11 protein-coding genes are annotated in these 15316 nt (G+C 59.9%); 6 read left to right on the top strand and 5 right to left on the bottom strand.

Annotated elements, in window-relative coordinates; translation table 11 throughout:
* Positions 1-125: 125 nt before the first annotated feature.
* The 6 genes from NQ492_RS05065 to NQ492_RS05040 all read left to right on the top strand — a co-directional run bounded on the left by NQ492_RS05065 (position 126) and on the right by NQ492_RS05040 (position 5162).
* The gene (locus tag NQ492_RS05065) at positions 126-431 is read left to right on the top strand and encodes a helix-turn-helix domain-containing protein (protein ID WP_014775640.1); all 306 of its coding nucleotides are present in this window, start codon (positions 126-128) and stop codon (positions 429-431) included.
* Positions 421-1641 carry a primase-helicase family protein gene (locus NQ492_RS05060; protein ID WP_009597055.1) on the top strand — a complete coding sequence of 407 codons (1221 nt, stop codon included), beginning with the start codon at positions 421-423 and terminating at the stop codon, positions 1639-1641. Before NQ492_RS05065 ends, NQ492_RS05060 begins: the two co-directional genes overlap by 11 nt.
* Before the next feature lie 183 nt (positions 1642-1824).
* The gene (locus NQ492_RS05055) at positions 1825-2682 is read left to right on the top strand and encodes a toprim domain-containing protein (protein ID WP_015545739.1); all 858 of its coding nucleotides are present in this window, start codon (positions 1825-1827) and stop codon (positions 2680-2682) included.
* A 268-nt stretch (positions 2683-2950) separates the two neighbouring features.
* Positions 2951-3319 (top strand): MobC family plasmid mobilization relaxosome protein, encoded by a 369-nt coding sequence (locus NQ492_RS05050; RefSeq protein ID WP_009597001.1) that lies wholly within the window; start codon positions 2951-2953, stop codon positions 3317-3319.
* On the top strand, positions 3309-4379 hold the full coding sequence (locus tag NQ492_RS05045) for a relaxase/mobilization nuclease domain-containing protein (RefSeq protein ID WP_015545740.1): 1071 nt from the start codon (positions 3309-3311) through the stop codon (positions 4377-4379). The genes NQ492_RS05050 and NQ492_RS05045 overlap by 11 nt, the downstream gene beginning before the upstream one ends.
* A 24-nt stretch (positions 4380-4403) precedes the next feature.
* The gene (locus NQ492_RS05040; protein ID WP_015545741.1) at positions 4404-5162 is read left to right on the top strand and encodes a hypothetical protein; all 759 of its coding nucleotides are present in this window, start codon (positions 4404-4406) and stop codon (positions 5160-5162) included.
* Between the two features lie 250 nt (positions 5163-5412).
* Here the strand turns inward: NQ492_RS05040 and NQ492_RS05035 are convergent, their stop codons facing one another.
* From NQ492_RS05035 to NQ492_RS05015, 5 genes are all read right to left on the bottom strand, one after another.
* The gene (locus NQ492_RS05035; RefSeq protein WP_009597069.1) at positions 5413-7608 is read right to left on the bottom strand and encodes a glycoside hydrolase family 97 protein; all 2196 of its coding nucleotides are present in this window, start codon (positions 7606-7608) and stop codon (positions 5413-5415) included.
* 12 nt (positions 7609-7620) lie between these two features.
* Positions 7621-9498: a glycoside hydrolase family 13 protein gene (locus tag NQ492_RS05030; RefSeq protein WP_014775642.1), complete on the bottom strand. Its 1878-nt coding sequence runs from the start codon at positions 9496-9498 to the stop codon at positions 7621-7623.
* Between the two features lie 208 nt (positions 9499-9706).
* Positions 9707-11014, bottom strand: coding sequence for an alpha-amylase family glycosyl hydrolase (locus NQ492_RS05025; RefSeq protein WP_015545742.1), 1308 nt, complete (start codon positions 11012-11014; stop codon positions 9707-9709).
* A 40-nt stretch (positions 11015-11054) separates the two neighbouring features.
* Entirely contained in the window at positions 11055-13373 is a 2319-nt protein-coding gene (locus NQ492_RS05020; protein ID WP_015545743.1) for an alpha-amylase family glycosyl hydrolase, read from the bottom strand.
* 107 nt (positions 13374-13480) lie between these two features.
* Positions 13481-15295: a SusE domain-containing protein gene (locus NQ492_RS05015; protein WP_009596999.1), complete on the bottom strand. Its 1815-nt coding sequence runs from the start codon at positions 15293-15295 to the stop codon at positions 13481-13483.
* Between the last annotated feature and the right edge of the window lie 21 nt (positions 15296-15316).

Raw genomic sequence — 15316 nt, 5'->3', positions numbered from 1 at the left:
GTAGCAATATCTGAAATTGTTTGCCGGTGCAAATGCGGTGATTCGATTGCAAAAATAGGTGCAGGAAAAGCACCTGTTAATTTCGTCGCCGAACCTGCTTTCGGGTTCGGTTAAATTATCGTATTATGGACTTAAAACAATTGAGTGAGTTGGGCGGTGAAGTGAATGTGACCGTCCGTCTGGAAGATCTCCGGCAATGGCACAAGGAGTTGACGGCAGTCGCGTCGCCGCCGTCCGTAATGCCGGTTCCGCAACACGCGGGCGAATTGTACACGCGAAAACAGACCATCGCGTTGTTGGGTGTCGATTCCTCTACGTTGTGGCGATGGGCCAAGAGCGGTTATCTTGTTCCCGTGGAGTACGGCGGGCAGCGCCGTTATCGCGTGGCGGATGTGCAACGGATTCTAAACGGAGACAGCTATGCCCGCTAAAACAGTGAAAAGAGAAAGCCCCTACCTGCGCGTGGGAACGACCATCTACAAGCGGGTCCGGCAGCCGTTGAGCAGCGGCCGGAGCGTCGAGACGCTCATCCCGTGGAATGTCGAGACCTTGCGTCAGGACTACGGGAAAAGCTATCTGGCCTGCATTCCGAAATACGACGGCTTTTGCACGGTTCCCGACCACACGAACTACCGCCGGGAGATCGACGGTTTCCTGAACCGTTACGAGCCGATTCCCTTTCAGCCCGCCGATGGCATCTTTCCGCACATCCACGACTTTTTCGCTCATATCTTCGGCGAGCAGGTCGAACTGGGGTACGATTATCTGCAACTGCTCTACCTGCGCCCCTTGCAACGGCTGCCGGTATTGTTGCTGGTGTCGGATGAACGCAACACGGGAAAGACGACCTTTCTCAATCTCTTAAAGTCGATCTTCGGCGGAAACGTTACCTTCAATACCAACGAAGATTTCCGTTCGCAATTCAATGACGACTGGATGGGCAAACTGCTGATCTGCGTGGACGAGGTGCTGCTCAACCGCCGCGAAGATTCCGAGAGGATCAAGAACCTATCGACTGCACGCAGCTACAAGGCTGAGGCGAAAGGCCGCGACCGCCGGGAGGTGGAGTTTTTCGGCAAGTTCGTCCTCTGCTCCAACAACGAGCGCAATCCCGTCCTGATCGAGGCTGCGGAAACCCGCTACTGGGTGCGGCGCGTGCCGCCGCTCCCGTATGACGATCAACACCTGCTGGCCAAAATGCGAGCCGAGATACCGGGGCTGCTCTTCTATCTGCAACAACGTATGCTCTCGTCACATGAAGAGAGCCGTATGTGGTTCGCGCCCCGGCTGCTGGTCACCGATGCCTTGCGGCGGATCATACACTACAACCGCAGCAAGACCGAAACCGAAATGCTGTCGATTATTCGCGATATCATGGATGCCGAGAACCTTGCGGAGTATCGGTTCGACGTGAGCGATATGGTCAATATGCTGGAGATACGCGGCATCCGTGTTGACCATCCCACCGTGCGGCGGATTCTTGCCGAAAATTGGCAGCTGCGACCCGCACCACCGACTTACTACCAACGCTATACGATTACCTACAACGGCGAAACGCAGCGGCAGGACAGCAAGACGGCACGGGTCTATACCGTCACGCGGGAACAACTCGGCGGATTGCTGGACGATGCTGCGATGTAAGAATGTTGAAAAAAGGAAGTAGCTTTCTTATTTTCATAATCTTACATCTCTTACAAATCCTCTTACAAAGTCTTACGGGTTCTTTCGGACTTACAGCGCCGGATGCCGTGTAAGAGATATGTAAGACGCCAACCTTTTCTTTCACTGGATTTTACACTTTTTCTCAACAAATTTACGGAAAAAATGACTGTCATACCATACAGCAACCGGATTTCCATCCGTGATTTTCTCGCCTGGCGCGGGATTCAGCCCAAATACGAACGCAACGGCTACGGTATGTATCTTTCACCCTTGCGGGAAGAACGCACGCCGAGTTTCAAAGTGGACTACGTGCAAAATCTCTGGTACGACTTCGGACTGGGCGAAGGCGGTACATTGCTCACCCTCGTGATGCGGTTGGAGCGGTGCGACAGCCGCGAAGCGGTCCGACGGCTGCAAAACGGTGAAAAAGGAGACACGGGGATTGCTTCTATCTCACCGGGTATTGGTGAGCCTCTTGGCGTTGGCGGGGCATTGTCGGTCGTGCGGCCGGCCACCGTCCCCGCGCTCCGCATCCTCTCCGACGCTTCGCTCCGGCATCCGGCATTGGTCGGTTATCTCGCCTCGTGCGGCATCGTCCCGCCGGTCGCCGCGGCATTCTGCCGCGAGGTCCGTTACGAGATAAACGGCCGCGCCTTTTTCGCCGTCGGTTTCCGCAACGATGCCGGAGGGTGGGAGCTGCGCTCCGCACGGTTCAAAGGCGGCTCCTCGCCCAAACATATCACCACCATCGACAACCGTTCCGATACGGTAATCGCTTTCGAGGGATTTATGGATTTCCTCGCTTATCTCTCACTGAAATACCCCGAACGACTGCGCATCGACGCCGCGGTTCTGAACTCGGTCGTCAACCTGCCCAAAGCCGTTCCGTTTATCTCCCGACATCCGGTGATCCGCACCTTCTTCGACAACGACGAAGCAGGACGCAAGGCAACTGCCGATCTGATCCGTCTTTGTCCCCGCAGCGAGGTAATCGACCAAAGCAGTTTTACAAGGACGTAAATGACTATCTGATCGCCCATATAAAAGACCGGCCGAATCTCCCGAAAACGACATCCGACCGGCAGGGTCACCTTTGTCGGAATAATCTGCAAGCCCTGAAAGCGGAACCGGAGGAAATTGAACCACCGCGTCGGAAAGGGATAAAGGTTTAAGGAAGGCAAGGTTGTGTTTTCGTAGACGAAAACTGCGCCTTCCCCGCTGGCCGGCGTAAAATCCCGCTGGTCTGAACAACCTATATAGCATGAACAATCTATCGAAACAACCTGTCATGGAAACACCGAAGAAAACATACAGCAAACAGGGCGGTCGGCCGAAAGTCGGCATCGGCCGCATCTGCAAATACGTCGTCAGCACACGACTCAGCCCCGAACGGAAACTCCGATTCTCGGCCCTTTGCCGCGAGGCCGGGCAACCGCCGGCCGAAGTCCTGCGCCAGCTGATCGACCGAGGAACGGTGAGGGCGCGGATCACCCGTGAACAGCTGGATTTCATGGCCCAACTCAAGGGCATCGCCCGAAATCTGAACCAACTGACCCGGCTGGCCAATGCCAAAGGTCTGGCGGCTGTCAGGGTACGGCATGCGGCGATCGTCACGGCCATCGAAAAACTCCTGAAGCAGATATGCGATGGTCGGTAAGGTCATATCCGCTTCGTCCTTTTCGGGGACGGTAGGCTACGTGATGAAAGAGGAATCCCGGATACTGGAAGCTGAAGGCATTACGCCTCCGGAAGTGAAGGACATGGTGCAGGACTTCAAAGACCAGACCTTATTGAATCCGCGGCTGAAAAACACCGTCGGGCATATCTCGCTGTCTATCTCACCCAAGGACGCTCCGCGGATGACCGACGCCCTGATGACGCAGATCGCAAAGGAGTACATGCAGAAGATGGGCATCACCGATACGCAATACCTATTGGTGCGCCATCTCGACCAGCCCCATCCGCACTGCCATCTGGTCTACAACCGGGTCGGGAATAACGGGCAGACCATTTCGGACAAGAACATCAAGCTCCGCAGCGCCAAGGTATGCCGGGAGCTGACCGAGAAGTGCGGATTGTATCTCGCACCGGGAAAGGACGACGTGCGGCGGGAGCGGCTGCGCGAACCCGACAAGACCAGATACGAAATCCACGATGCGATCAAAAGGTGTCTGCCCCGATGCGCCGGATGGAAAGGGCTGGAGAAGCAACTGGAAAAACAGGGCATCGGCATCCGTTACAAGTATTGCGGTTCGACTGACCGCAAACAAGGGGTTTTGTTCTCGAAAAACGGCTTCGAGTTCTCCGGATCGAAGATCGACCGGGCTTTCAACTTTACGAAACTCGACAACCGGTTCAACAATATTCAACAACAAACCCAACACCGGGCAACGCTCTTCGGGAACCTCTCGGCGGCGGCAGGCAATTACCGTTCAGCATTTGCAGGGTTGTTCGGCGGTATGGGTAGCAGCGGCACGCGCGAAGAGCCGTCATCGGTAAACCTCGGAAAGGCAGGCGGGATTCCACTGCCGCCGGCCGATTCGCCCGGCGGAGTGTCCGCCAAGCAGTTACAGCGCAAGCCGGGAGAAAGCCCCGAAAAGTATATAGCACGAATCACGGCACTGCTCAACGCCGCGGCCGAGGCGATGGCCATCGCTGCGATGGAGCACCGCCGCAGGATGGAAGAACAGAAAAGAAGAGCCAAAATAAAACTGTAACCGAATTAGAAAATCTCAAAAATCATGAACGACGAAAATAAGATCGGACTCTCGATCGAAATGTACGAAGACCTCAAAGAAACGCTCGTCAAGGCTGTCAAAAGCACCAAAGCCAACGCGGGTCTGGAGAATGCACAGCTGGAACGGATCGAGCGGCTGATAGAGGCCACGGAGCTCTCGCAGGGGCAGGTCGCACAGATGCTCGAACAACTGCAACGGCATACGGCCTTGCCGGGAGTAAAAACCGAGCAGGAGCGGGAATTTACCGACAAATACAACGCTCTGTTGGCGCAGTTAGCGGGTAGGCTGGAGGTGATCGACAAAGAGATCAGGCAGACACATACATTGATAGAGCAGGTGAGGCAAGCTGTCGAAGCAGCGGCAAAGCCCGAAAACCTGCCAGTGCGGGAGCACCGGCATACTTATACGCTCGATATCAGTTCTTCGAAAACATTTTTGACGATGTTCGTCATGCTGGGATGTATTTTCCTGCAAGGCGCATTCATTTACCGAATCTCAGAGAATAATCGGCTGTTAGCTGCGAACGACCTGAAATACCGCTACGTGAAAATGCGTGGTGAGATCAAAGAAAAGGAGCTTATGGAGTTGGAAACGATATTCAGGGATGAGCAGCACACGGCCATACGCGATACCGTCCGAAACCAAGTTGAACGGTACAAAGAAGCCGTAAGGCGGCGGGCAGAACAACTAGAGCGGGCTGCAAGCAAAGAGTGCAAAGCGAAAAAGCTACTTGATGATGCAGCACAGTTGCGGGGAAAATAATTTATTTTCCCCGCTATAATGATTCGTTAATTTTGATTGACCACCTCCATGTTGTTTTGAAAATCAAGCAGTTGTGTTAATCTTGGATTTGTGGGCGTAAATGGTTTGGAGTCAATAATATAGGGGCGAACTTTTGCGTTTTAAAAATACGCATAAAAAAGCCCCTGTTCTTGAAAAGAACGAGGGGCAAAGGATTTTTTGAGGGGGCTGTGTGGGCCCCGGCATGATTGCCGTCCGCAGGCATCGCCCGTTATTTCAGCTTGCAGAGTTTGCGGTCTGCGTCGGTTGCCTCGCGTATGGAGATTGCAAAGCCTCCGCCGCGCGCCATCTCCACGTCGAGTTCCGTGCGTTGTCTGACCTTCCCGGTGCGGATGACATATGCCTGCGGATTGGTCTGGTAATCGGCATCGGGGGCATCGGCGTAGAGCGTCGCCACGTACTCCTTACCGGGATCGAGGTAGTCGAACGGGAGCGTCACCGTACGTCGGTTCTCGTCCGTCACGCCGCCCACGAACCACTCGCCCGTGTCTTTGGCCTTGCGCGCCACGACGATGTAGTCGCCCGGTTCGGCCAGCAGGTAGCGGCTCTCTTCCCAGTCCAGTGCGACGTCCTCGATGAAACGGAACGCATCCATGTATTTCTCATAGTGCTCGGGCAGGTCTGCCGCCATCTGCAGCGGCGAGTACATCGTCACGTACAACGCCAGCTGGTTGGCGAGCGTCGCGTTGACGTGCGAGTGGTTGCCGGGGTTGACCTCCGCGACGTCCATCACGAAGATGCCGGGCGTGTAGTCCATCGGGCCGCCCTGCAGGCGCGTGAAGGGCAGGATCGTCACATGGTGGGGCTTCGAGCCGCCGAACGCCTGGTACTCCGTGCCGCGTGCCGACTCGTTGCCGATCAGGTTGGGGTAGGTGCGGCAGAGGCCCGTCGGGCGCACCGCCTCGTGGGCGTTGACCATGATCTTGTGGTCGGCGGCCCGGCGGACGGCATAGAGGTAGTGGTTGTTCATCCACTGCCCGTAATGGTGCTCGCCGCGGGGCAGGATGTCGCCCACGTACCCGCTCTTGACCGAGTTGTACCCGTATTTGTCCATCAGGCGGTAGGCCGCTTCCATGTGGCGTTCGTAGTTGCGCACCGAAGCCGACGTTTCATGGTGCATCATCAGCCGGATGCCTTTCCCGTGCGCATATTCGTTCAGTGCGGCGATGTCGAAATCGGGGTAGGGGGTCACGAAATCGAAGACGTAATCCTTCGTGTGCCCGAACCAGTCCTCCCAGCCGACGTTCCAGCCTTCGACGAGCAGCTGGTCGAACCCGTGTGCCGCCGCGAAGTCGATGTACCGCTTCACGTTCTCGTTCTCGGCGCCGTGGCGGCCGCTGGGCCTGCATCGGGCGTAATCCGTCACGCCGAGCTGTACCGACGGCACGTCGCGCGTATAGGCCCAGTCGCTCTTGCCGGTGATCATTTCCCACCATACGCCCATGTATTTCACGGGCTTGATCCACGAGGTGTCGTCATAGGCGCACGGCTCGTTGAGGTTCAGGATCAGCTTCGAGGCGAGGATGTCGCGGGCGTCGTCCGAGACCGTCACCGTGCGCCACGGGGTATGGCAGGGCGCCTGCATGTAGCCTTTCCACCCCTGTGCGTCGGGCGTAAGGTGCGAGGTGAAGATGAAATTCCGGTCGTCCAGGTCGAGGTGCATGCACGCATAGTCGACCAGCGCCGCTTCGTGGATGTTGATGTAGAGCCCGTCGTCGCTCTTCATCTGCAGGGCCGTCTGTACGCCCGTGGGCGAGAAGGGCGTCTGCGACGAGTTGGGCGTGATGGCGCCGGGCATCAGCTCCCGTATCTGAGAGAGTTTCGACTCCGTGTAGTCGTACTCCTGCGTGTCGTAGTCGCCCGGGATCCAGAACGCCGTGTGGTCGCCCGCCATGGCGAACTGTGTTTTCTCCTCGCCGATGACGAAATAGGTCAGCGACTCCTGTTCGGGGAATTCGTAGCGGAATCCGAGCCCGTCGTCGTAGAGCCGGAAGCGGATCGTCATGTCGCGGCCTGTCGCGGCCTGCCGCAGCGTGACGGCCATTTCGTTATAGCGGTCGCGGATCTCGGCCTGCTCGCCCCATACGGGACGCCATGTCTGGTCGGACTCGCTGCGGGCCACCTGCCCGAGGGTGAACCCGTCGTAGAGCGATACCGGGCGCCCTGGTTCGCCCTTGCGGATTTCAGCCCCGAATTCCAACTTTGGGGCTTCGCCGCGCAGTTCGAGCCCCATGCCGCTGGGCAGGATCACGGGGCGCTCCTTGTAATCGAGCGTATAGGTGGGGCGGCCTCCATCCGCCAGGCTGAACTCCAGGCGGAGGCGGCCGTCGGGCGAGAGGAGCGTCTCCTGTGCCGTGCAGGCTGCACCGGCCAGCAGCGCGGAGATATATAAAAATATTTTCTTCATGGTTCGGTCTTGTTATTTACGTTTGAATTCTACGATCAGCGCCTGCCGCGGGCCGACCGTGGTGGTATCGTCCACCTCCGTGGCTTTGCCCGTCAGGACGTTGCGCCCGTCGCTCAGCCCCGAGGCGATCTCGGCATAGTGCGACCACGGCACCTGTTTCTTGCCCCGCGAGTTGTTGATGAAGACGAATACCGCGTCGGTGTCGTCATAACGGAAATAGGCGTAGGTGTTGTCGCGCGAGAGGAAGTGCATCGTGCGGCCGTTGTGGATCACGGGCTTCGACTTGCGCCATTGGAAGAGCCGCTGCGTGTAGTCGAAGAGCCCCGCCTGTACGGCATCGCGCTGCGCCGGGTCGAACAGGTTCACCGCGTCGCCCTCCCAGCCGCCGGGGAAATCCACGCGCAGCCCGCCGTGTCCCTGCGAGAGGTCTTTCGAGGTGAACATCATCTCGTCGCCCGAGAATATCTGCGGGATGCCGCGCATCGTGGCCAGCATCGCCATCGAGAGTTTCAGCCGGTCGGGGTTTCTGCGTACGATGTCGCCGATGCGGTCGGTGTCGTGGTTGGCGACGAAGATCATCATTTTCGACAGGTCATGGTAGACGAAATCGTGCGACAGGCAGTCGTAGACGCGCGTCATGCCCTCGCCCCAGCGGAGCGAGTCGGTGGGCAGCGCCCGGCAGATGGCCTCCTGCAGCGGGAAATCCATGATCGACGGCAGGTGCGAGTCGAAGCCGTCCTTGTTGGGATTGCCGCCCTGCCAGTATGCCAGTTGCGGGATCGACGACGTCCAGCATTCGCCCACGATGTTGAAATCGGGGTATTCCCTGCGTACGGCCGCGCACCACTCGCTCATCGGCACCTTCTCGTTGTAGGGGTAGGTGTCGACGCGGAACCCGTCCAGGCCGGCATACTCGATCCACCACACGGCCCATTGCTTGAAATATTGCAGCACATAGGGATTGTCGAGGTTCATGTCGGGCATCGACGGCACGAACCAGCCGCTCTCCTGCAGGTCGAGGTCGTAGCGCGAAGCGTTGGGATCCATGTTCGTCGAGAAGCAGACGTTCGTCCCGGTGTATTCGGGGAACTGGTGTATCCAGTCCCTGAAAGGCAGGTCTTTCATCCACCAGTGGCCCGTGCCGCAGTGGTTGGTGACGATGTCCATAATCACCTTCAGCCCGTGCTCGTGGGCTTTGCCGACGAACTCCCTATACAGTTCGTTCGAGCCGAACCGGGGGTCTATGCGGTAGTAGTCGCCGCAGGCGTAGCCGTGGTACGAACCTTCGGGTTCGTCGTCCAGCAGCAGCGGCGTGGGCCATACGGCCGTGGCGCCCAGCCCTGCGATGTAATCCAGGTGGTCGATCATCCCCTGCAGGTCGCCCCCGTGGCGGCCGAAGAAGGCGCTGCGGTCGGCGCGCTCCCGCGTGTGGGGCGTCGAGTCGTTCGACGCATCGCCGTTGGCGAAGCGGTCGGGCATCAGGAGGTAGATCATGTCGGCCGTGGTGAAACTCTTGCGTGCGACCGAGCCTTCGGCGCGTGCCGCGATCTCATAGGGAACCTTGAACTGTCGTTCCCCCTGCGAGAATACGAGGTAGTAGGTGCCCGGCTCCGCGTCGGGTTTCACCTCCACGTCCACGAATAGGTAATTGGGACTGTCGGCTTTGTGGCGGGCCTTCACCCCGACGCCCTGTCCGCCTTCGATGCGGACGTCGTATGCCGCGATGCCGGCCCCGTTGACGAGCAACTGGAGCGGGGTCTGCATCCCCGTCCACCACGAGAGGGGTTCGACGCGGGTAACCTCGCCCGAGGCGTCTGCCACCGAGGCGGGGTCGAATGCGGACTGTCCTGTCCCTGTGCAGGAGAGCAGTCCGGCTGCTGCGAGTGTCATGAAAAATCGGTTCAAAATATCGTCGTTTGTAAAGTTAGCAAAAAATCGGTTTCCAGCGATTCCCGTTTCGCCCGGGGCATCCCTGTGCTTCTCGTGCGCATCCCTGTGCTTCTCGGATGGTTTATTGTCTATTCCCGTCGGGTTCTATCGGGTTCCCGGCGGGTTCCCGGCGCTGTTTCCGCGCATCCCCGGCGCATGTCCGCAACTTTTATCTCCTGTCTTGTGCGAAGACCAGCCATTGCCATGCGGGAAGCACGGTGCGGGTGCCGCCCGTGTATTCCTTCCCGGTGAAGAACTCGCGGCGCGAGCCCTCGAACGGCAGGTCGAATGCGACCTCCTCCGCACTGAGGTTCGCAGCGACTGTCACCTCGTTGCCGCCGGCCGTACGGGAAAACAGCATCAGGCCGTCGGGTGTTCGTTCGCCGAGCGGGTATGCGGCCTGCCCGCCGCGTTCCCCGGCTGCGAGCGCCGGGTTCTCGTGGCGCAGCCGGATCAGGGCGGCGTAGAAATCCGTAAATCCGTTGCGTTCCCACGCGGGGACGGGGTCTTTCTCGAAGAACTCGAAGCGGTGGTCGAACCCCATCTCCTGTCCGGTATAGACGAGCGGCTGCCCGTTGGGCAGCGTGAAGGTCAGCAACGCCATCACGCGTGCCGCGTCGCCCATGCGCTCGAATTCCGTCCCGGCCCACGAGTTTTCGTCGTGGTTCGAGGTGAACATCAGGCGGAACGCCTCGCGCGGCATGGCAGCGGCATCCCTGGCGACGTAGGCACGCAGGTCTGCGGCGCTTTTCCGTCCCTGTGCGATGTCGTTCAGCAGGTGGTGCAGCTCCCACGCATACGAGGCGTCGAACGCCCCGTCGTGCAATGCGGGGGCTTCGCCCTCGGCGAGCAGGTAGATGCCGGGGTACTCTTTCCGCAGTGCGGGCAGCGTCTGCTGCCAGAAGTCGATGGGTACCTCGCACGCCATGTCGCAGCGGAATCCGTCGATGCCGCGGTCGAGCCAGAAACGCATGGCGGCCGCCATTGCGGCACGCATGTCCGCGTTGCCGTAGTCGAGCTTGGCGATGTCCGTCCAGTCGTACTGCACGATGGTGTTGCCCTGCGAGTCACGTACATACCAGTCGGCCGGGCGCTCCTCGATCCAGCGGGCATCGGGCGAGGTGTGGTTGGCCACCCAGTCCAGGATCACGCGCAGCCCGAGTCTGTGGGCTTCGGCCAGGAACCGGTCGAAATCCTCCAGCGTGCCGAATTCGGGGTTGACGGCTTCGTAGTCGGAGATGGCGTAGTACGAGCCGAGGGTTCCCTTGCGCTCCTTGACGCCGATGGGGTAGACGGGCATCAGCCAGACGATGTCCACGCCCAGTTCTCTGAGCCGGGGCAGGTGGCGTGCGGCCGCCGCCAGCGTCCCTTCGGGGGTGTACTGGCGCACGTTCATTTCGTAGACGACCGAGTTGTAACTCCAGTCGGGGTGGGCGGCCGGTTGCTGCGGCCGTGTGCCGCAGGCAACCAGTACCATTGCGAGAAGTAATGCGGGCAAGCGTTTCATGGCGTGTCGTTTAGAGCGTGAATACCACCGACGACCAGGCGCCCATGAGCAGTTTCGACGAAGCGTCGCCGCGCTGAAGTTTCACTTCACCTGAGACGCCTACGGCCTTGTCCGGTTGGTCGGTAAGGGTCAGTATCTGCTCCTCCCGGCCGAAGTTGTGCACGACGAGCATCCGTTCGCCGTCCAGCTCGCGGTACCAGGCCGCGATGGATTGCTGCGAGGTGTTGCCGTCGTTGTAGACCGGGTGTTTGACCATCTTGCCCTGCGCCAGCACGGGGTAGGTGTTGCGCAGCCGGGCGAACGTGCGGTAGAGGTTGAGCAGCGAACCGTCGTCGTCGGCCTGTGCCTCGACCGAGATCGCCGGGGTCAGCATCTGCATGTCGATCTTGCCCGAGAGGCTTCCCGAAGCCAGTTCGTTGCCCGCCTTGTCCCACAGGATCGGGGTGCGGACATATTCGTCGCCGTTGGATTTGGTGCCCCAGTACCCGAGCTCTTCGCCCTGGTAAATGTAGGGTGCGCCCTGCGCCGTGAGCAGCACGGCGGCCGCCACCTTCATCTTTTCGGCGGACTGTCCCAGGTCGGAGCCCGTGCGATCCTCGTCGTGGTTCGAAAGTTTCGTGGCTTCGATATAATCGCTGCGGTACTGTGCGTAGAGGGGCTGCACGTCGAGGATGTCCTTGACGAAATAGCATCCGATGCCGTTTTGCAGCGCCCATTTGAGCTTGTACCAGAACGTGAATTCGAACAGCGCCGGCAGCCCCCGGTAATAGGGTGCCGCCTTGTCCGCTTCGTCGAGCATCTCGCCCACCATGTAGAAATCGCCCTCTCCGCCGGCGGCCTTGTAGCTCTCGTTCATGCGGTCGTAGAATTTCTTGAGGAACGTGGGGTTCTCGTCGTTGTAGGCGTTGTGGTAGATGTGCTTCACGGCATCGAGGCGGAACCCGTCCACGCCCATGCGTACCCACTTGTCGGCCGCTTCGGTGACGGCCTTGAACGCCCCGGACTGCTCGGCCTCGGCGGCCTTGCCGTAGTTGAGGTCGGCGAATGCCGCCGTCCAGAAGTGCGAATGGTACATCGTCGGCAGCGAGAACTGCACGTTGGCCGGATCGGCCGAGCGGTTCGACATCAGGGTGAAGGGCTCCCCGAACCGGATGATCGTCCGGTTGTCGGGGGCGCCGTATTTGGTGCCTGCGGCCCACGACGTGGTCGAGGTGCGGACGAGGAATCCCCAGTCGGAATCGAAGTCGAGCGTCAGTTCGTAACTGTTGCCGCCCCTGGCGTAGAAGCGTTTGCTCGTGCCGTTGCCGAAATAGAGGTATTTGTCGTCCGCGCCGCCCTGCGTATTGTCCGCATCCGCGGCATCGGCCGTTTCGGTAACGGTCACCGTCGGGCTGTCGGCATTTGTCCAGTCGAGCACGAACTTGAAGCGCCCGGCGGCACCCGCCCCCGTGTCGGTCGAGAACCATTGTCCGGCATCGTAGCCTGCGGCGCCTTCCGTGGCGATCTGGTCGATCCGCCCGGCCGCGATGTCGGCCTGCGGGTCTTCGGAGAAGATATAGCGGTCACGGTAAGGGCTCCCTTCGGACGCGGCGGCCGATTTGAACCACGGGTGGTCTTTGCCCGTATGGTTGAGCACGTAATCCAGGTAGACCCGGATGCCGCGGGCATGGGCCGCGTCGATGAATGCCCTCAGGTCGGCGTCCGACCCGAAGGCGGGGTTGACCGCCTCGTAGTCGAGCACGTCGTAACCGTGGTACGAAGCCGCCGGATGGATCGGTGAGAGCCACACGGCCGAGGCGCCGAGTGCGTCGATGTAGTCGAGCCGCCGGGTCAGCCCCGGCAGGTCGCCCACCTTGTCGCCGTTGCCGTCGGCAAAGCTGTATACCAGCAGCTGGTAGCTTATGTCGGCGCGTTTGCGGTTGTCCCACGCATCGGGCTGGGCGACGACCTGCTCGCCCTCGAAATCCTGGGAGGCATCGCCGCTCTGTGTCACGGTGACGACGACCGGATCGCAGCCCGGGGCGGTGAAGGTAAGCGTCGCGGAGCGTTTCGACGACTCGTTTGCGGTCGCCGTGACCGCGAACGACGTGGAGGTTTTGCCCGATGTGAGGGCCGGTGTGCACCATGCGGTATTGTCGCTCTGCGTCAGCGACCACGCGCCCGCATCGGTGCGCAGGTCGAGCAGCCGGCTGCCGCCTGCGGCTTCGAATTCTATCTCCGTGGGGGTCACGGAGAGCATACTGCCGCCGGTATCGCCGGTCTTGTCGTCGCTGCACGACACGGATACGGAAAGTACGAGTGCCAGCAGCAGGAAAAGAAATTTTTTCATAGCGGAATCTCGGTTAAAGTTCGTTTCGGGGCCTGCCGTCCGGTCAGGGGCGGCAGGCCAGAAACGGGACGGCAATCTCTGTGTGCCGTCCCGTGAAAGGGTGGCCGTTATTCGGCCTCTGCCGGGGTCTTGCCCTCGGACATGATGTATATCTGCGAATTCGCGAGGTCGAAATAGATGTCGTAGGTGCCGTCGAGCTGGACTTTCATGTTCTGCGAACCGCCGCTGGTGATGATGTCGACGGCCTTGTTGATGTCGACCGCACCGCCCGACGCCGTGCCGTAGTTCTTGGAGTCGTCCCAGGCGTTGTTGAAGCGGATCTTGAATTCGCTGGCGGTGGTCAGGACTACGCCTTTGCGAACGAGGTAGGCGCCCTCCTCGCTCATGGAGAAATCGCCCAGGTCACCCCATCCGGTGATGTTGCCGACCAGTCCCCATGTGTCGGCGACCAGCTCGGGCTTGGCGCCTGCGGCCATCACGTAGGCGCGTCCCGCCTCGGGCAGCAGCCAGTAGTCGTACGTGCCGGCTTCGGCGATCACGGCATTGACCTTGTCGGCGGAAACCTTGAAGGCCGAGCCGATCGTGCAGGTGTAGGGGCTGCTGCCGGCGAATGCGGCGTCGGCCCCGATCCACTGCGACTCGTCGCCGCTCTTGAAGAGGAATTCCGAGTTGGCGGCTACCTCGACCCCTGCGGCCTTGTAGGCCACGATGTTCGAGCTGGCGCTCTCCATGGCCGTCGGGCCCCAGTCGGGGGTTGCGACGGTCTGGCCGTGGATGTACCAGTCGGCCTTTTCCGGCCCCGGGTCGGGTTCTTCGCCGCCGCCCGTGCCGTAGTCGCCGGCATTGAGTTCGTAGGTGATCTCCGCAGAGTTGTTCAGGGTTGCGTATACGCGGTAGTTGCCCGCCGTGGCCTTGATGTTGTCGCCGTTCTGCGAAAGGCGTCCGTCCGCCCCGCCGAAGTTTATCGCCCAGTCGTTGTCCGCACGGAATTTGAATTCCCCGGCGGTCAGTGTGACGTCGACCCAGAAACGCTGTTTTTGGGTGTCGAAATTCATCTCCGTGTCGGTGTCCCAGCCGCCCGGAGTGGCATCGCCGATAATACCCATCGAGTTGAACGACAGCTTATTGCTTAACGTTAATGTCGAACGGTCGAATACGAAGCGGTAGAAGCGCTTGGAATAGACCATGATGTTTCCGGAACCGCCGCTGGAGATCAGCGTGATCGACGGGGCTTCCGTTTCCGGAGCCGCAGCATCACCGTCGGTGCCCCAGTTGCAGGCATCGTTCCAACCGGCTTCGCCGCTCAGTTTGAAGCCGTTGGCGGCTTTTTCGCCCAAGTCAACGATAGCTTCGTAGGTGACCTCGTCGCCGGAGAAACAGAACAGTCCCTGTGCGTTGTCGAAATTCCAGCCGCAGTAATCGCCGATTACCCAGACCTGGGGATAGGTACGCTCGGCCGTCGTCACGGTCATGCGGACGGTGGCGGGGGCGGAGTAGAATTTTTCGAAGTCGGTGCCGATCGTGGCGCTGATGTAGAAATCCACGTCCGTAGGTTCGCCCGAGGGAACCCCCAGGCCGCCGTCTTCCACGGACAGCGCAAGGATGTTGTTGAGGCTTTCATAGGTCTGTTCCGACGAGGTGCCGTTCATTCCCGTGAAGAGCACCAGTTTCGCACCGTCGTTGTACGAGGCTTCGATCGAGTAGTTGATCTGGGTGCGGACGCCGAAGTCGGCGGCGTCCCAGGTGAAGGTCTGCGTCGAGCCCATGTTGTCGGGCGTAATGACGATCTCCCCGGGCAGCGCATGCAGCACGGGCGCCACGACCTTGTCGGGGTCGTAGGCCTTTACCTCGTCGAGCTTTTGGCAGGCGGAGAGGAGCCCCGTCGCAGCCGCCAGCATCATCGCATATCGTGTAATTTTCATAGTCGTACGATTTTTAGGGTT

This window comes from Alistipes shahii WAL 8301, from assembly GCF_025145845.1.
In the GTDB taxonomy this organism is placed as follows: domain Bacteria; phylum Bacteroidota; class Bacteroidia; order Bacteroidales; family Rikenellaceae; genus Alistipes; species Alistipes shahii.
The sequence above is the reverse complement of the archived record's forward strand: the minus strand, read 5'-3'. Positions and strand labels throughout refer to the sequence as shown.